Source organism: Haloferax prahovense DSM 18310 (genome assembly GCF_000336815.1).
GTDB classification, from domain to species: Archaea; Halobacteriota; Halobacteria; order Halobacteriales; family Haloferacaceae; genus Haloferax; species Haloferax prahovense.
The window spans coordinates 108,540-121,635 of record NZ_AOLG01000054.1 but is presented as its reverse complement, the minus strand read 5'-3'; the positions used below and the strand labels follow the sequence as shown (position 1 = coordinate 121,635).

The following is a 13,096-nucleotide window of genomic DNA, read 5'->3' as shown; positions in this document are numbered from 1 at the left end:
CCCGAACGACAGCGGTGAGGAGCGATGAGTTCCATCGAGGCGAAAGCGGTACCAGAACGTCAGTGGTGGAAGGAGGCGGTCGTCTACCAAATATATCCCAAGAGCTTCGACGACGCCGACGATGACGGTATCGGCGACCTTCGGGGTATCGAGCGTCGAGTCGAATACCTCGATGAACTCGGGGTCGACGCCGTCTGGCTCTGTCCCGTCTACGAGTCGCCGCAGGCGGACAACGGCTACGACATCAGCGACTACCGCTCGATACACGAGGCTTACGGGGACCTCGACGACTGGAACCGACTCCTCGACGCGCTCCACGAGCGAGACATCCGTCTCGTCATGGACCTCGTCGTCAACCACACGTCCGACGAACACGAGTGGTTCCGGCGCTCTCGGCAGCGAGATGGGGAGTACGAGGACTACTACATCTGGCGCGACGGGAGTCCGGACGAACCCCCGAACAACTGGGAATCGTGCTTCGGCGGTCCCGCGTGGACCTACGACGACGAACGCGAGCAGTGGTACCTTCACCTGTTCGACGAGCGACAGCCGGACCTGAACTGGCGCAACCCCGACGTCCGCGAGTCCGTCTACGAGATGATGAACTGGTGGGTGTCGCGGGGAATCGACGGCTTCCGCATGGACGTTATCAACCTCATCTCGAAGACCGAAAGCCTTCCCGACGGCGACGCGGGAGCGGGACAAACCGGCACGGAGCACTTCTTCAACGGGCCGAACGTCCACGACTACATCCGAGAGATGCACGACGAGGTCTGCTCGGACGAATCCTTCTTGACGATTGGAGAGACGCCTGGCGTCACCGTCGAGGACGCCAAAGAGTACGTCGGCTCGGACGGCGACGGCCTCTCGATGGTGTTCCAGTTCGAACACGTCACGTTCGACCACGACGAGCACAAGTGGGACGCCGGTGACTGGTCGCTCGTCGAGTTCAAAGAGATTCTCTCGAAGTGGCAGACCGGCCTCGAAGCCGACGGATGGAACAGCGTCTATCTGAACAACCACGACCAACCGCGGCTGGTCTCCCGATTCGGTAACGACGGCGACTACCGCCGCGAGTCGGCGAAACTCCTCGGAACGCTCACCCACACACTCCAGGGGACGCCCTTCATCTATCAGGGCGAGGAGATCGGGATGACGAACGCCTCGTTCGCGTCTCCGGACGACCTCCGAGACGTCGAGTCGCTGAACTTCATCGAGGAATCCCTCGAACGAAGTGACGTCGAATCCTACGAGGACGTTCGGGACGCCATCGAGTACGTCGGACGGGACAACGCCCGCACGCCGATGCAGTGGTCGAACGCTCCGAATGCCGGATTCACTGAGGGCGAGCCGTGGATACCGTGCAACACGAACTACGAGACGGTCAACGTGGAGCGGGCCCGCGCGGACGAGGACTCGGTCTTACACTACTACCGCGACCTCATCGAACTGCGTGACGAGCGCGACGTCTTGGTGCACGGCGAGTTCGAACTCCTTCTCCCCGACCACCCCGCCGTCTTCGCGTACACGCGAACGCTTGGCGATGAACGCGGTCTGGTGGTCCTCAATTTCGAATCGAAACCAGTCGAGTTCGTGGTGCCAGNCCCCGCCGTCTTCGCGTACACGCGAACGCTTGGCGATGAACGCGGTCTGGTGGTCCTCAATTTCGAATCGAAACCAGTCGAGTTCGTGGTGCCAGCGGGTGTCGCCCTTGACGGGCTCGAACTCGCCATCGCGAACGCCGACGCACCGACCGTGCCGAGCGATTCGTTCGAACTCGGTCCGTACGAAGCACGGGTCTACCTCACGCCGACACAGCACACTCCGGCACGATGACGAGACACGACTCACACGCGACCCGACTGAACCGCGAGGCGAATATCGATCGAGCGTGGTGGAAGGAGTCGGTCGTCTACCAGATCTACCCGCGAAGCTTCAACGACAGCGACGGGACTGGTGTCGGCGACATCTCTGGTATCACCGAAAAAGCGGGGTACCTCGACGAGTTAGGCGTCGACGTCGTCTGGCTCTGTCCGGTGTACGGCTCGCCGAACGCCGACAACGGCTACGACATCCGCGACTACCGCTCGATAATGGGCGAGTTCGGGACCATGGCGGACTGGGAAGCGCTCCGTGACGCCCTCCACGAACGAGACATCCGCCTCATCATGGACCTCGTGGTCAACCACACCTCGAAGCAACACGAGTGGTTTCAGCGGTCTCGACGTCGCGAGGACGGATACGAAGACTACTACCACTGGCAGGACGGCGACCCCGACGAACCGCCGAACAACTGGCAGTCGATTTTCGGCGGTCCCGCCTGGTCCTACGACGAGGAACGTGGTCAGTGGTATCTCCACCTCTTCGACCCCGAACAACCGGACCTGAACTGGCGCAACCCCGCCGTCCGAGACGCTGTCGCGGACGTGGTCACGTGGTGGCTCGAGAAGGGTATCGACGGCTTTCGCCTCGATGCCATCGACCACCTCTCGAAGGCCGACGGGTTCCCCGACGGAGACCCCGACGAACCGATTACCGGTCTGGACCACTTCAGCCACGGCCCTCGCCTTCGCGAGTATCTCGACGAACTCGCGACGGCGTTCGAGGGATACGACACGATGACCGTCGGTGAGATGGGGGGCGCAGACATCGAGCAAGTGGACGATTACACCGATGCAGAGGGGCTCAACACGGTCTTCCAGTTCGAGCACATGGGGGTCACCGCCGGGCCGGACGGCCCGTGGGACCCGGAACAGGCCGGCGAGTGGGCGCTCACTGACCTCAAGGAGATCATCGATCGGCAGCAGGACGAAATCGACTGGCCCGCGCTCTTCTTCGGGAACCACGACCAGCCCCGACTCGTTTCCCACTTCGGCGACGACGAGGCTCACCGCGAAGAGAGCGCGAAACTCGTCGCGACGTTCCTCTTGACACTTCGCGGAACGCCGTACATCTATCAGGGCGAGGAGATCGGAATGACGAACGACGAGTTTTCGAGTCTCGACGAGCTCGACGACCCGATGACTGTCGGTATCGTCGAGGAACTCCTCGAAGCGGGAGCTATCGACTCCTACGACGACGCCGCGGATCTCGTTAACCGCCGAAGTCGGGACCACGCGCGGACGCCGATGCACTGGTCGGACGAACCGAACGCGGGGTTCACCGACGGTAATCCGTGGTTCGCCATCAACGAGAACTACACCGACATCAACGTCGAATCGTCGCTCACCGACCCGGACTCCGTCTGGAACCACTACCGGCGGCTTATCGACCTCCGTCACGACGAAGACGCGTTAGTCTACGGTGAGTACGAGGACCTGCTTCCGGACGACGAGCAGCTATACGCGTACACGCGGACGCTCGGCGACGAGCGGATGCTGGTCGTTCTCAACTGGTCCGACGACACCGCGACCGTCGACAGCCCTGTGGTGGACACGAACCACGCGGAGGTGGTGCTCAGCAACTACGACGGCGTTTCTGACGACCCGTCTGCCGGGTCGCTCGAACCCTACGAAGCGACGGTCTACCGAATCGATTCCGCCTGAGAGGAATTGACTCTCTCCGCGCGCCTAACGGCGTCCCCAGAACGCTTTGCGTTCTGATGTCTCGGAATCCGTCGGACTCAGACGCGTCCGCAGCCCTGTGGTCTTGCGAGATTCGGGCGAGACGCAACGCCTCTCGTCAACGCGGAACCCCTCGCACCCGGTGTCTAGCATGAGGCCCCGACGTGAGCGACTTTCTCCTATCCGCGGAGACGTGGACCACGTCGCTCTGTAGTCGCTTGACCTCTGCCTGATGTCGGGAGAATGCGCTTGATTATCTGTCAAATTCGATGGTGACGTCCCTCTGCCCTCGTTCGCTCTGCGAACGGGCTGTATGATATCGACTCGGTGTGTCAGTAGTTGGTGGCTCGGATGAAATCTATCATCACAAGGGGCTGAGTGGGGGTAACCTTCGTCATCGCCACCGAGTCGGAGTCCGGGGCGGACGGTCAAGAATCCACCCTTTTCGGCCCACTGGGTGGCGATGGGACGGTGACAACGGTGCCGGTGGTCTCCAGATGGGTTAGCGCCTCCACCTCAGTCGTCCCACGCCGCCAGCGCGGCGTGTTCGGCCGCCACCGCACCGATTCCGTCCGCGTCCAGCACGCCGGATTCGGTGACGACGCCCGAGACCAGGTCCGCGGGGACGACCTCGAAAAGCGGATTCTCGGTTCCTATCGCGGCCTTTCCGTCGTACAGCGCGCCCGCGCTCTCGCCGACGAAGCGGTCGTCGCCGCGAACCTTGTCGCGGGCGCAGACGGCCAAGACGGGGACGTCGGCGCGGGCGGCCGCGAGCGCCACGGGGAGGCTTCCGGCCTTGTTGACGACGTCGCCGGACGCGAGCACCGAGTCGGCCCCGAGGAGGACGGCGTCTGCTCCCCCGCCCGCGACGAGTCCGGGGAGCGCCGCGTCGGTCGTCAGCGTCACGCTGACCCCGCGACGGGCGAGTCGCTCCGCGACGCCGACGCCCTCGCCGCCCGGTCGGGACTCGGAGACGAGGGCACTCGCCTCGGCGGCTTCGAGCGCCGCGAGGACCGTCCCCGACCGCGAGAGCGTGGCGATTCGGTCGAACCCGCGCTCTCGGACGAGTTCGGCGGCGCGGGCGGCCGCCGAGTCGTCCGCCTTTGCCGCGGTGTCGATGGCCCCCTCGGCCCGTCGGCGAACCGATTCGGGGTCAGTCTCCGAGTCGGCCATGACGCGGTTGACGCGGTTCTCGACGGCGGCCATGCTCGGGCGGGCGTCGCGAAGTCGCCGGGCGACCGACGCGACCGCGTCCCGCGAGTCAGCCTCGGCGGCGGCGTCGCGCAGGACTTCGAGCGCCCGGAGCGAAATCCACGCCGACCCGTGGGTCTCGTCGTCGGCGACAGTCTCGACCGCGGGTGCGACCCGGCGGTAGGCCGTCCACAGTCCGGGGACCGTCTCGCGGTCCCGAATCGCGGTCGGGTGGACCCACTCGACCGCGGCGAGTTCCTCGCTCGGGTCGGCGTCGCGGCTCCGCGCGTCGAACAGGAACGGGTGGACGGTCCACTCGCGGCCCTCGTCGGCGACGGAGACGGGCGCTCCCGCGCGGACGAGGTCGGCGTCGGCCTCGCGGACGCCGAGTTCCTCGTCGAGTTCGCGTCGGGCGTCGCGCTCGGCGTCGTCGGGGTCACCCTCGACGTAGCCCGAGACGCCGGCCCAGCGGCCCTGGTACGTTCCGACCGCCTCGCTCCGGCGGGCGAGGAGGACGCGGCCGCCGTTTCGGAGGAAGACGGTGACGACGTGTGGCATATCCAGACTTACGTCCGCGACTGACAAAACGACTATTCTGGCAGGTCGCGTGGTGTCGGTATGCGACTCGCTATCCTGAGCGACACGCACGTTCCGGGGCGAGCCGACGGACTTCCGGGCTGGGTCGAAGACCGGGTCCGCACGGCCGACCTCGTGATTCACGCGGGCGACTTCGACTCGCCGGACACGCTCGACCGCCTCCGCGACCTCTCGGCGCGGTTCGTCGGCGTCCGCGGGAACATCGACCCGCCGGCCATCGACCTCCCGTTCGTCGAGGTCGCGGAGGTCGACGGACTCACGTTTGTCGTCACCCACGGCACGGGCACGAGAACGGGCTACGAGTCCCGCGTCGCCGACGTGGTCAGGGACGCCGCGGGCGACGGCGCGGTCGGCGTCGCGGGCCACATCCACGAGGTAGTCGACGAAGTGGTCGACGGCATCCGCGTCCTCAACCCCGGCACGGCCACGGCGGCCAACCCCGGCGACGACGCCACGATGATGGTCGGCTCGGTCGTCGACGGCTCGCTGTCGGTCGAGGTCGTCCGCGACGACTGAACCCGGCGCAGTCGGCGTGTCGTCGCGTCCCCGAACCGCTTTCCGGTCGACCGCCTGCGATACCGGCCCGGTTCGCCAGCATCCCGTCGTTTTTCACCGCCCTCGCCTTCCGACTCGGTATGGAGCTGTTTCCCGTCCCCGACGTGCCCGAGGTCCGCGAGGGCGACGACCTCGCCGCCCTCGTCTCGGAGCGCGTCGACCTCCGGCCCGACGACGTGGTCTGTGTCGCCTCCACGGTCGTCTCGAAGGCCGAAGGGCGGTTCGCCGACCTCGACGACTTCCCGGCCGGCCCGCGGGCGAGAGAACTCGCCGCCCGCCTCGCCGAACTGACCGGCGACGAGAAGGACCCGCGGTTCGCGCAGGCGGTCCTCGAAGAGAGCGTCGACCTCGTCATGTCGGAGCCGTTTCTCCTGACCGAGACGCGGTTCGGCCACGTCGGCGTCAACGCCGGTATCGACCGCTCGAACGTCCCCGACCACGACCTGCTGTTGCTCCCGAAGCGACCGACCGAGTCGGCCGAGCGCATCCGCGCCGGCGTCGACGCCGATCGGGTAATCGTCACGGACACCTGCGGCCGGCCGTTCCGACACGGTCAGCGCGGCGTCGCCATCGGCTGGGCGGGGCTGAGCGCCTCGCGCGACTGGCGCGGCGAGACCGACCGCGACGGCCGCGAACTCGGCGTTACCGTCGAGAGCGTCGTGGACGAACTCGCCGCGGCCGCGAACCTCGTGCAGGGCGAGGGCGACGGCGGCACGCCCGTCGTCGTCGTCCGCGGCTTCGAGTGGGGCGACCACGGCGAGAGCGACGCCCACTTCCGCGACATCGACGGCGACTTCGTGCGACAGGCGCTCCGCGAGTGGCGCTACGACCCCTGACGACTCGACCCCCTAACATCTCACGCTCACACCATGCTCGGACTCGAACTCACCCCGGAACATCCCGTCGACGACCTCGTCGAACTGGGCACGCAGGCGGAACGCGAGGGCTACGACTCCCTGTTCGTCTCGTGTCACTACAACAACCGCGACCCCTTCGCGGTCCTCGCGCGGCTCGCGGCCGAGACCGACGACATCCGCCTCGGCCCCGGCGTCGCCAACCCCTACGAGCTACACCCCGTAACGCTCGCCGGCAAGGTGGCGACCGTCGCCGAGGCATCCGGCGGCCGCGGCCTCCTCGGCATCGGCCCCGGCGACCCCTCGACGCTCCGCAACCTCGGCCTCGAAGACGAGCGCGGCCTCCGCTCCGTGCTGGAGGCGTTCAAGGTCGCACAGCGGCTCTGGGACGGCGAGCGCGTCACCCACGACGGCACGTTCGAGGCGACCGACGCCGGCCTCAACTTCGAGGTGCCCGGCGAGGTGCCGGTGTACGTCGGCGGCGAGGGCCCGCACATGTGTCGCATGGCCGGCAAGCACGCCGACGGCCTGCTGTTCAACGGCTCGCACCCCGACGACCTCGCGTGGGCCAGAGAACAGGTCGATATCGGCGTCGAGGACCGCCCCGACTCGCGCGGCGAGTTCTCCCTCGCCGCCTACGCCAGCGTCTCCGTCTCGGAGGACGAGGCGGCGGCCCGCGAGGCCGCGCGCCCGCCGGTCGCCTTTATCACTGCGGGGGCGGCCCCGCCGGTCCTCGACAGACACGGCATCGACGCCGACCTCGCGGGTGACATCGGCGAAAAGATTTCCGCCGGCGCGTTCTCCGAGGCGTTCGGCCTCGTCACGCCGGCGATGATAGACGCCTTCTCGATGGCCGGCACGCCGGACGACGTGGCCGACCGGATGGACGCGGTGCTCGAACACGCCGAGGGCGTCGTGGTCGGGTCGCCGGTCGGCCCCGACCTCGAAGAAGCGATTACTCTCGCTGCGGCGGCCTACCGGTCGACGAGCCGACGCCGATAATGCCGAGTTCCGCGCCGATTGCGCCGAGGGCGAGGTAGGCGAACATGCCGACAGCGAAGAGGATGAAGACGTTGCCGAAGAGGAAACTCACCGTCGAAAGCGGGTCGCTCAGCGCCACGTCGGCGAAGGTCACCACCAGTTCGAGGACGCTCGTGAGGAGCGCGATGACGAAGTCCGTGAGTGTTGCCATGCGCGACTCTCGGGATTCGGGGGTATTGATTGTGTGGGTTTCGCACGGCGCTCGCTCGGTCCGGCGAGCCTCTCGCCACCCCGCGGTTCGTGGCGGCCGTCTGCGGCGTGGCTCGGTCGGCACCGATAAGGACCGCGCCCACGGACGCTGACGCATGCCGAACCGCTCGCTCGACGACTTCGCCGGCGGCGACGACGAAGCGGCCGACGACTCCGATTCGGTCGATACCGTCGCGTCGGCCGCCGACCCCGAACCGACCGACGCCGCGACTTCGGCCGACGAACCGGCTACCGCCGACGATGTTGATGGCTCCTCCGATTCGGACGACGCCGACGGCCGCGACGTGAGCACCCTCGCCACCTACCGGTGGACGCCCGAAGCCACGGCGTGCCCGCAGTGCGGCGAGTCGGTGCGAAAGCGGTGGCTCGACGGCGACGAGTACGTCTGTCTGGACTGCAAGGACTGGTAGCGGCCGGGCGCAACGAGCCGGTAACTATGTCGTAACCTTCTCTGCACCGGCTACTGCGCCACTTCGCACGACAGCGTCCGGGTGGCTCGGCAACGTTGTGCCCGCCGAGCGCTATCCGAGCCGACCGCTTCGCCGGCCGAACCCGCGGACGAACGTCTCCTCGTCGATGGCGAGCACCGTGGGTCGGCCGTGCGGACAGGTGTAGGGCGTCTCGCACGACCCGAGTCGCTCGACCAGTCGCGCGGCCTCGTCGTCTGTGAGGTCGTCGCCAGCTTTTATCGACGGATGGCACGCGAGGTCTTTGAGGAGTTCGTCCCGCGGGTCGGCGTCGTCGCCGGTGGCAATGTCGGCGACCACGTCCGCGAGCGCGTCGGGTGCGAACGGCCGGCCGAGCGGCGCGGGCACGGCCTCGACGCGGTAGGTGCCGCTCCCGCTCCCACCGCCGAACTCGGCGACGCGGAAGCCCAGTTTCTCCACGAGGTCGCGGTTCGCGTCGAGGAGCGCCGCGTCGGTCGGCGACAGCGAGACAGTCGCCGGCGGGTCGACGGGGACGGCGTCGATACCCGCCGACTCGACCGCCTCGCGGAGTCGCTCGTAGTTGATGCGCTCGTGGGCCGCGTGCTGGTCGACGACGAGGAGTTCGTCGCCGGCCTCACAGAGCAGGTACAGGCCGCGGAAGCGCCCGATGACGCGGCGGTCGTCGAACACCGACGCGGCCTCGACGGGCGCGAGCGAGCTATCGAGGTCCATCGCCACCTCGCCGCTCCGCCGGAGGTCGGCCGTCGAGAGCGCGTCGCGGACGCTCGCTTCGACCGCCTCGGCGACCGCGTCGGCGTCTCTGAACCCCACCTCGTCCTTCGCGGGGTGGACGTTGTGGTCGACCCATCCGGGCGGTAGACGGAGTCTGACGACGCCGACCGGTTCGCGCCCGTCGGGCAGGAGCGTCCCGTAGCCGTCGGCGACCGCCCGGCGGAGTCGCGGTTCGGCGAGGGCGCGGCCGTTGACCGAGACGTGGACGTGGTCGCGTCGGGAGCGCGTCACCTCCGGGTGACAGAGCGCGCCGTCGACTTCGACCGTGGTCGTCTCGCCGGCCGCCGAGACCTCCCGCGACGACTCGAACGTCGAGGCGTGGCCCGCGGCGTCGCGGCCGTACACCGCCAAGAGCGCGTCGGCGAAGCGGTCGGTGCCGGGCGTCGCGAGCGTCTCGCGGCCGTCGTGCCGCAGGCCGAACCGCACGTTCGGCCGCGTGAGCGCGTAGCGCGTGACGACCGCCGAGACGCGGGCGAACTCGGATTTCGGCGACGCGAGCGACTTCTTCCGCGCCGGCCGGTCAGAAAAGAGGCCGGTCACTTCGACGGTCGTCCCGCGCGCCCGACCTGCGGGTGAGACGGTCTTGCCGTGTTCGCCGTCGGTCGCGTTCTCGGCACCGTCGACGACGACTCGCGTCCCGCGCGGACCGCCGTCGTTCGTCGTCAGTTCGAGGCGGGCGGCGGCCGCGGCGATGCTCGGGAGCGCCTCGCCCCGGAAGCCGAGCGTCTCGACGGTTTCGAGGTCGCCGGCCGCCGAGAGTTTGCTCGTCGTGTGTCGTTCGACCGCGAGCGCGGCGTCGGACTCGGCCATTCCGCGGCCGTCGTCGGCGACGCGGATTCGGTCGGTCCCGTCGCCGTCGACCTCGATTTCGACGGTCTCCGCGCCGGCGTCGAGGGCGTTTTCCACCAGTTCGACCGCGACGCTCGCGGGGCGGGCGACGACCTCGCCGGCGGCGATTTTCGAGCGCGTCCCCGGGTCGAGTCGGCGAATCATTCGAGCTTCCCTTTGAGGTCGGAGAGGAGGTTCAGCGCCGCCAGCGGCGTGGTGTCCGCGAGGTCGGCCTCGCGGAGCGCCTCGGCGACGGCTTCGAGTTCGGGGGTCGGCTCGGCCGTCGCGGTCGTCGCAGTTGCTCGGTTCGGATTCTCGGTCTCTCGGTGGCCGTTCTCCAACCCATCGACGTAGGCCGCGAGCGTGCCGTCTTCGGCCGCCGCCTCGGACTCGCCGTTCGCGGCGGCGACGCCGTCTACCGCTGTGCTCTCGGCGTCGGTCTCGGTTTCGTCAACGAGGTCTCGCGCCCGCTCGACCACGCTCGCCGGCACGCCGGCCAACTGCGCCACTTCGACCCCGTAGGACGACGAGGAGGGACCGTCGGCGACGCTGTGGAGGAACGTGACCTCGCCGTCGCGCCGCGCGGCGGTGAAATGGTGGTTGAACACGCCCTCGCGGTCGTCAGCCGCGTCGGTGAGGTCGTGGTAGTGGGTCGCAAAGAGCGTCGTCGCGCCGACCTCGTCGTGCAGGAACTCGGTGGCCGCGCGGGCGATGGCGAGGCCGTCGGCGGTGGAGGTGCCGCGGCCGACCTCGTCGAGGAGGACCAGCGAGTCGCCGGTGGCGTTGTGGAGGATTTCGGTCAGTTCGCTCATCTCGCGCATGAACGTGGACTGCCCGCCTGCGATGTCGTCGGACGCGCCGATGCGGGTGAACACGCGGTCGAGGACCGGCAGTCGGGCCGACTCTGCGGGGACGAAGCTCCCGACCTGCGCGAGGACGCAGACGAGCGCGACCTGCCGCATGTACGTGGATTTCCCGGACATGTTGGGGCCGGTGACGAGTGCGACGCTCCCCCGCGGGAGGTCGGCGGGGTTCGGGACGAACTCGTCCTGTGCGCGCTCGACGACGGGATGTCTGCCGGCGTCGATGTGGATGCCACCATCGCCGACGCCGCCCGCGCGGAACTCGGGGCGGGCGTAGTCGTTCGCGACCGCCACGTCCGCGAGGGTTCGGAGCACGTCGAGGTCGGCGAGGGCGTCCGCGACGGCCTGAATCCGGGCGGATTCGGTCGCCACGTCGGCGCGAACCTCGCAGAACAGGTCGTATTCGAGGGCGTCGGCGCGGTCCGAGGCGCGGAGAATCTCGTCTTCGCGCTCCTTCAGTTCGGGCGTGTAGAACCGTTCCGAGTTCTTCAGCGTCTGGCGGCGCCGGTAGTCGTCGGGGACGCGGTCGAGGTTCGGGTTCGTCACCTCGATGTAGTAGCCGTGGACCTGATTGTAGCCGACTTCGAGCGAGTCGATGCCGGTGCGCTCCTGCTCGCGGGCTTCGAGGTTCGACACCCACTCGCGGCCCGCCTCGGCGGTGCCGCGGATGTCGTCCAACTCGGCGTCGAAGCCGTCCGCGATGACGCCGCCTTCCGTAATCTCCTGCGGCGGGTCGGAGACGACCGCGTCGCCGACGAGGTCGCGCACGTCTTCGAGTTCGTCCAGCGAGTCGCGGAGGTCCGCGAGGAGGTCGGAATCGGTTCCGGCGAGCGCCTCGCGGACCTCCGGAACCCGGTCGAGCGTCGTCTTCAGGGAGCGCAGGTCGCGGGCGTCGGCGCGCTCGCGGGAGACGCGGGCGACCAGTCGTTCGAGGTCGTACACCGACGAGAGATGTTCTCGCAGGTCGGTGCGGGCGAGCGCGTCGTCGCAGAGGGCGTCCACGGCGTCCAGTCGGGCCTCGATTTCGTCGCGGTCGACGAGCGGGCGGCGGAGCCACGCCTCCAGTCGGCGACGGCCGAGCGCGCAGGCCGTCTCGTCGAGGACCGAAAACAGCGTGCTTCCGGCGCGGGCGCTCCGCGACTCGAACAGTTCGAGGCTCCGGATGGCCGTCGCGTCGAGTTGGAGGAACTCGCGAGGGTCGAACCGCGTGACGCGGGTGACGTACTCCAGTTTCGAGTCGCCCTGGGCGTACTCGGCGTAGGCGAGCGCCGCGCCGACCGCTCGGAGTTCGGCGTTCGACTCGACCACGGCGTCCGGCCGGGGCGCGTAGGCCGACAGCGTTTCGCGGGCCGCGTCGACGTCGAACGCCCCCGGTTCGAACGGCGTCTCCATCGGGTCGAACGAGAGGTCCGGGAGGTCGCAGTCGGGGCCGACGACGAGTTCGGCGGGCGCGAGTCGCTCCAGTTCTTCGAGCGCCAGCGCGCGGTCCGCCCCGGTGACGAGACACTCGCCGGTCGAGACGTCCACGACGGCGAGGCCGTAGGTGTCGGCGTCGGCGTCGCCGTCGCGGGTCTCGGCGTTGCCGCCGCCCCGAGCGACCGCGCCGAGGTAGGTCGCCCGCCCGGCGTCGAGCAGTTCCTCGTCGACGACGGTGCCGGGCGTGATGAGTTGGGTGACCGCGCGGTCCACGAGGCCGGACGCCTCCTCGGCGTCCTCGACCTGCTCCGCGAGCGCGACCCGGTAGCCGGCGTCGAGCAGGCGTTCGAGGTAGCCCGCGGCGTTGTCGATGGGGATGCCCGCCATCGGCCACGTCCCGGTGGAGTCCTCGCGCTGGGTCAGCGTCACCTCGCAGGTGCGGGCGACGGCCTCCGCCGCGCCGCAGAACGCCTCGTAGAAGTCGCCGACCTGAAACAGCACGACCGCGTCGTCGTGTTCCTCGCAGAGGTCGGCGTACTGCGAGAGCATCGGCGTCAGGTCGTCCCGCACTTCCAGCATCTCCGGCGGCGCGCCGTACACCGCCCCCCGCTGGGCGTCCGCGTTCATACTCACAAGGCGGGCGGCCGAGCAATAAAAACGGCCGGGAACGACGCGGTCGGCGGCCGTTTGCCCGAACCACCGCCCGGACTGGGTCGTGCACACACCCAGCAAGGTTAGGTAGACTGAAGCAATAATAG

10 protein-coding genes are annotated in these 13,096 nt (G+C 68.6%); 6 read left to right on the top strand and 4 right to left on the bottom strand.

Going from position 1 to position 13,096, the window contains the following annotated elements; translation table 11 throughout:
• Positions 1-24: 24 nt before the first annotated feature.
• Positions 25-1,836, top strand: a complete 1,812-nt coding sequence (locus C457_RS16430) for a glycoside hydrolase family 13 protein (RefSeq protein ID WP_008096438.1) — start codon at positions 25-27, stop codon at positions 1,834-1,836.
• A complete protein-coding gene (locus C457_RS16425) occupies positions 1,833-3,545 on the top strand; it encodes a glycoside hydrolase family 13 protein (RefSeq protein WP_008096437.1) in 1,713 nt (570 codons plus the stop codon). Before C457_RS16430 ends, C457_RS16425 begins: the two co-directional genes overlap by 4 nt.
• A gap of 534 nt (positions 3,546-4,079) precedes the next feature.
• Here C457_RS16425 and C457_RS16420 read toward each other — a convergent pair.
• Positions 4,080-5,312, bottom strand: coding sequence for an NUDIX domain-containing protein (locus tag C457_RS16420; protein WP_008096436.1), 1,233 nt, complete (start codon positions 5,310-5,312; stop codon positions 4,080-4,082).
• Between the two features lie 60 nt (positions 5,313-5,372).
• On the opposite strand from C457_RS16420, the gene C457_RS16415 reads away from it, so the two are divergent.
• The 3 genes from C457_RS16415 (at position 5,373) to C457_RS16405 (ending at position 7,762) form a co-directional block, all read left to right on the top strand.
• A complete protein-coding gene (locus C457_RS16415; protein ID WP_008096435.1) occupies positions 5,373-5,867 on the top strand; it encodes a metallophosphoesterase family protein in 495 nt (164 codons plus the stop codon).
• A gap of 119 nt (positions 5,868-5,986) precedes the next feature.
• Positions 5,987-6,742: a coenzyme F420-0:L-glutamate ligase gene (locus C457_RS16410; protein WP_008096434.1), complete on the top strand. Its 756-nt coding sequence runs from the start codon at positions 5,987-5,989 to the stop codon at positions 6,740-6,742.
• Positions 6,743-6,775: 33 nt separating this feature from the next.
• Entirely contained in the window at positions 6,776-7,762 is a 987-nt protein-coding gene (locus C457_RS16405; RefSeq protein WP_008096432.1) for a 5,10-methylenetetrahydromethanopterin reductase, read from the top strand.
• Here C457_RS16405 and C457_RS16400 read toward each other — a convergent pair.
• Positions 7,716-7,952, bottom strand: a complete 237-nt coding sequence (locus tag C457_RS16400; protein WP_008096430.1) for a hypothetical protein — start codon at positions 7,950-7,952, stop codon at positions 7,716-7,718. The genes C457_RS16405 and C457_RS16400 overlap by 47 nt on opposite strands.
• Positions 7,953-8,106: 154 nt before the next feature.
• Between C457_RS16400 and C457_RS16395 the strand changes: the two genes are divergently transcribed.
• Positions 8,107-8,421 carry a DUF7573 domain-containing protein gene (locus C457_RS16395; RefSeq protein ID WP_008096429.1) on the top strand — a complete coding sequence of 105 codons (315 nt, stop codon included), beginning with the start codon at positions 8,107-8,109 and terminating at the stop codon, positions 8,419-8,421.
• A 111-nt stretch (positions 8,422-8,532) separates the two neighbouring features.
• Here C457_RS16395 and mutL read toward each other — a convergent pair whose 3' ends face one another.
• Both mutL and mutS read right to left on the bottom strand, forming a co-directional pair.
• On the bottom strand, positions 8,533-10,224 hold the full coding sequence (gene mutL / locus C457_RS16390) for a DNA mismatch repair endonuclease MutL (protein ID WP_008096427.1): 1,692 nt from the start codon (positions 10,222-10,224) through the stop codon (positions 8,533-8,535).
• Positions 10,221-12,965, bottom strand: coding sequence for a DNA mismatch repair protein MutS (gene mutS, locus C457_RS16385; RefSeq protein ID WP_008096425.1), 2,745 nt, complete (start codon positions 12,963-12,965; stop codon positions 10,221-10,223). The genes mutL and mutS overlap by 4 nt, the downstream gene beginning before the upstream one ends.
• Positions 12,966-13,096: the final 131 nt, after the last annotated feature.

Excerpts from the sequence above, each read along its gene's own strand:
- C457_RS16415 (WP_008096435.1), top strand. The coding sequence starts at position 5,373 with ATGCGACTCGCTATCCTGAGCGACACGCACGTTCCGGGGCGAGCCGAC.
- C457_RS16410 (WP_008096434.1), top strand. The coding sequence starts at position 5,987 with ATGGAGCTGTTTCCCGTCCCCGACGTGCCCGAGGTCCGCGAGGGCGAC.
- C457_RS16395 (WP_008096429.1), top strand. The coding sequence starts at position 8,107 with ATGCCGAACCGCTCGCTCGACGACTTCGCCGGCGGCGACGACGAAGCG.
- mutL (WP_008096427.1), bottom strand. The coding sequence starts at position 10,224 with ATGATTCGCCGACTCGACCCGGGGACGCGCTCGAAAATCGCCGCCGGC.
- C457_RS16425 (WP_008096437.1), top strand. The coding sequence starts at position 1,833 with ATGACGAGACACGACTCACACGCGACCCGACTGAACCGCGAGGCGAAT.
- C457_RS16420 (WP_008096436.1), bottom strand. The coding sequence starts at position 5,312 with ATGCCACACGTCGTCACCGTCTTCCTCCGAAACGGCGGCCGCGTCCTC.
- mutS (WP_008096425.1), bottom strand. The coding sequence starts at position 12,965 with ATGAACGCGGACGCCCAGCGGGGGGCGGTGTACGGCGCGCCGCCGGAG.
- C457_RS16400 (WP_008096430.1), bottom strand. The coding sequence starts at position 7,952 with ATGGCAACACTCACGGACTTCGTCATCGCGCTCCTCACGAGCGTCCTC.
- C457_RS16405 (WP_008096432.1), top strand. The coding sequence starts at position 6,776 with ATGCTCGGACTCGAACTCACCCCGGAACATCCCGTCGACGACCTCGTC.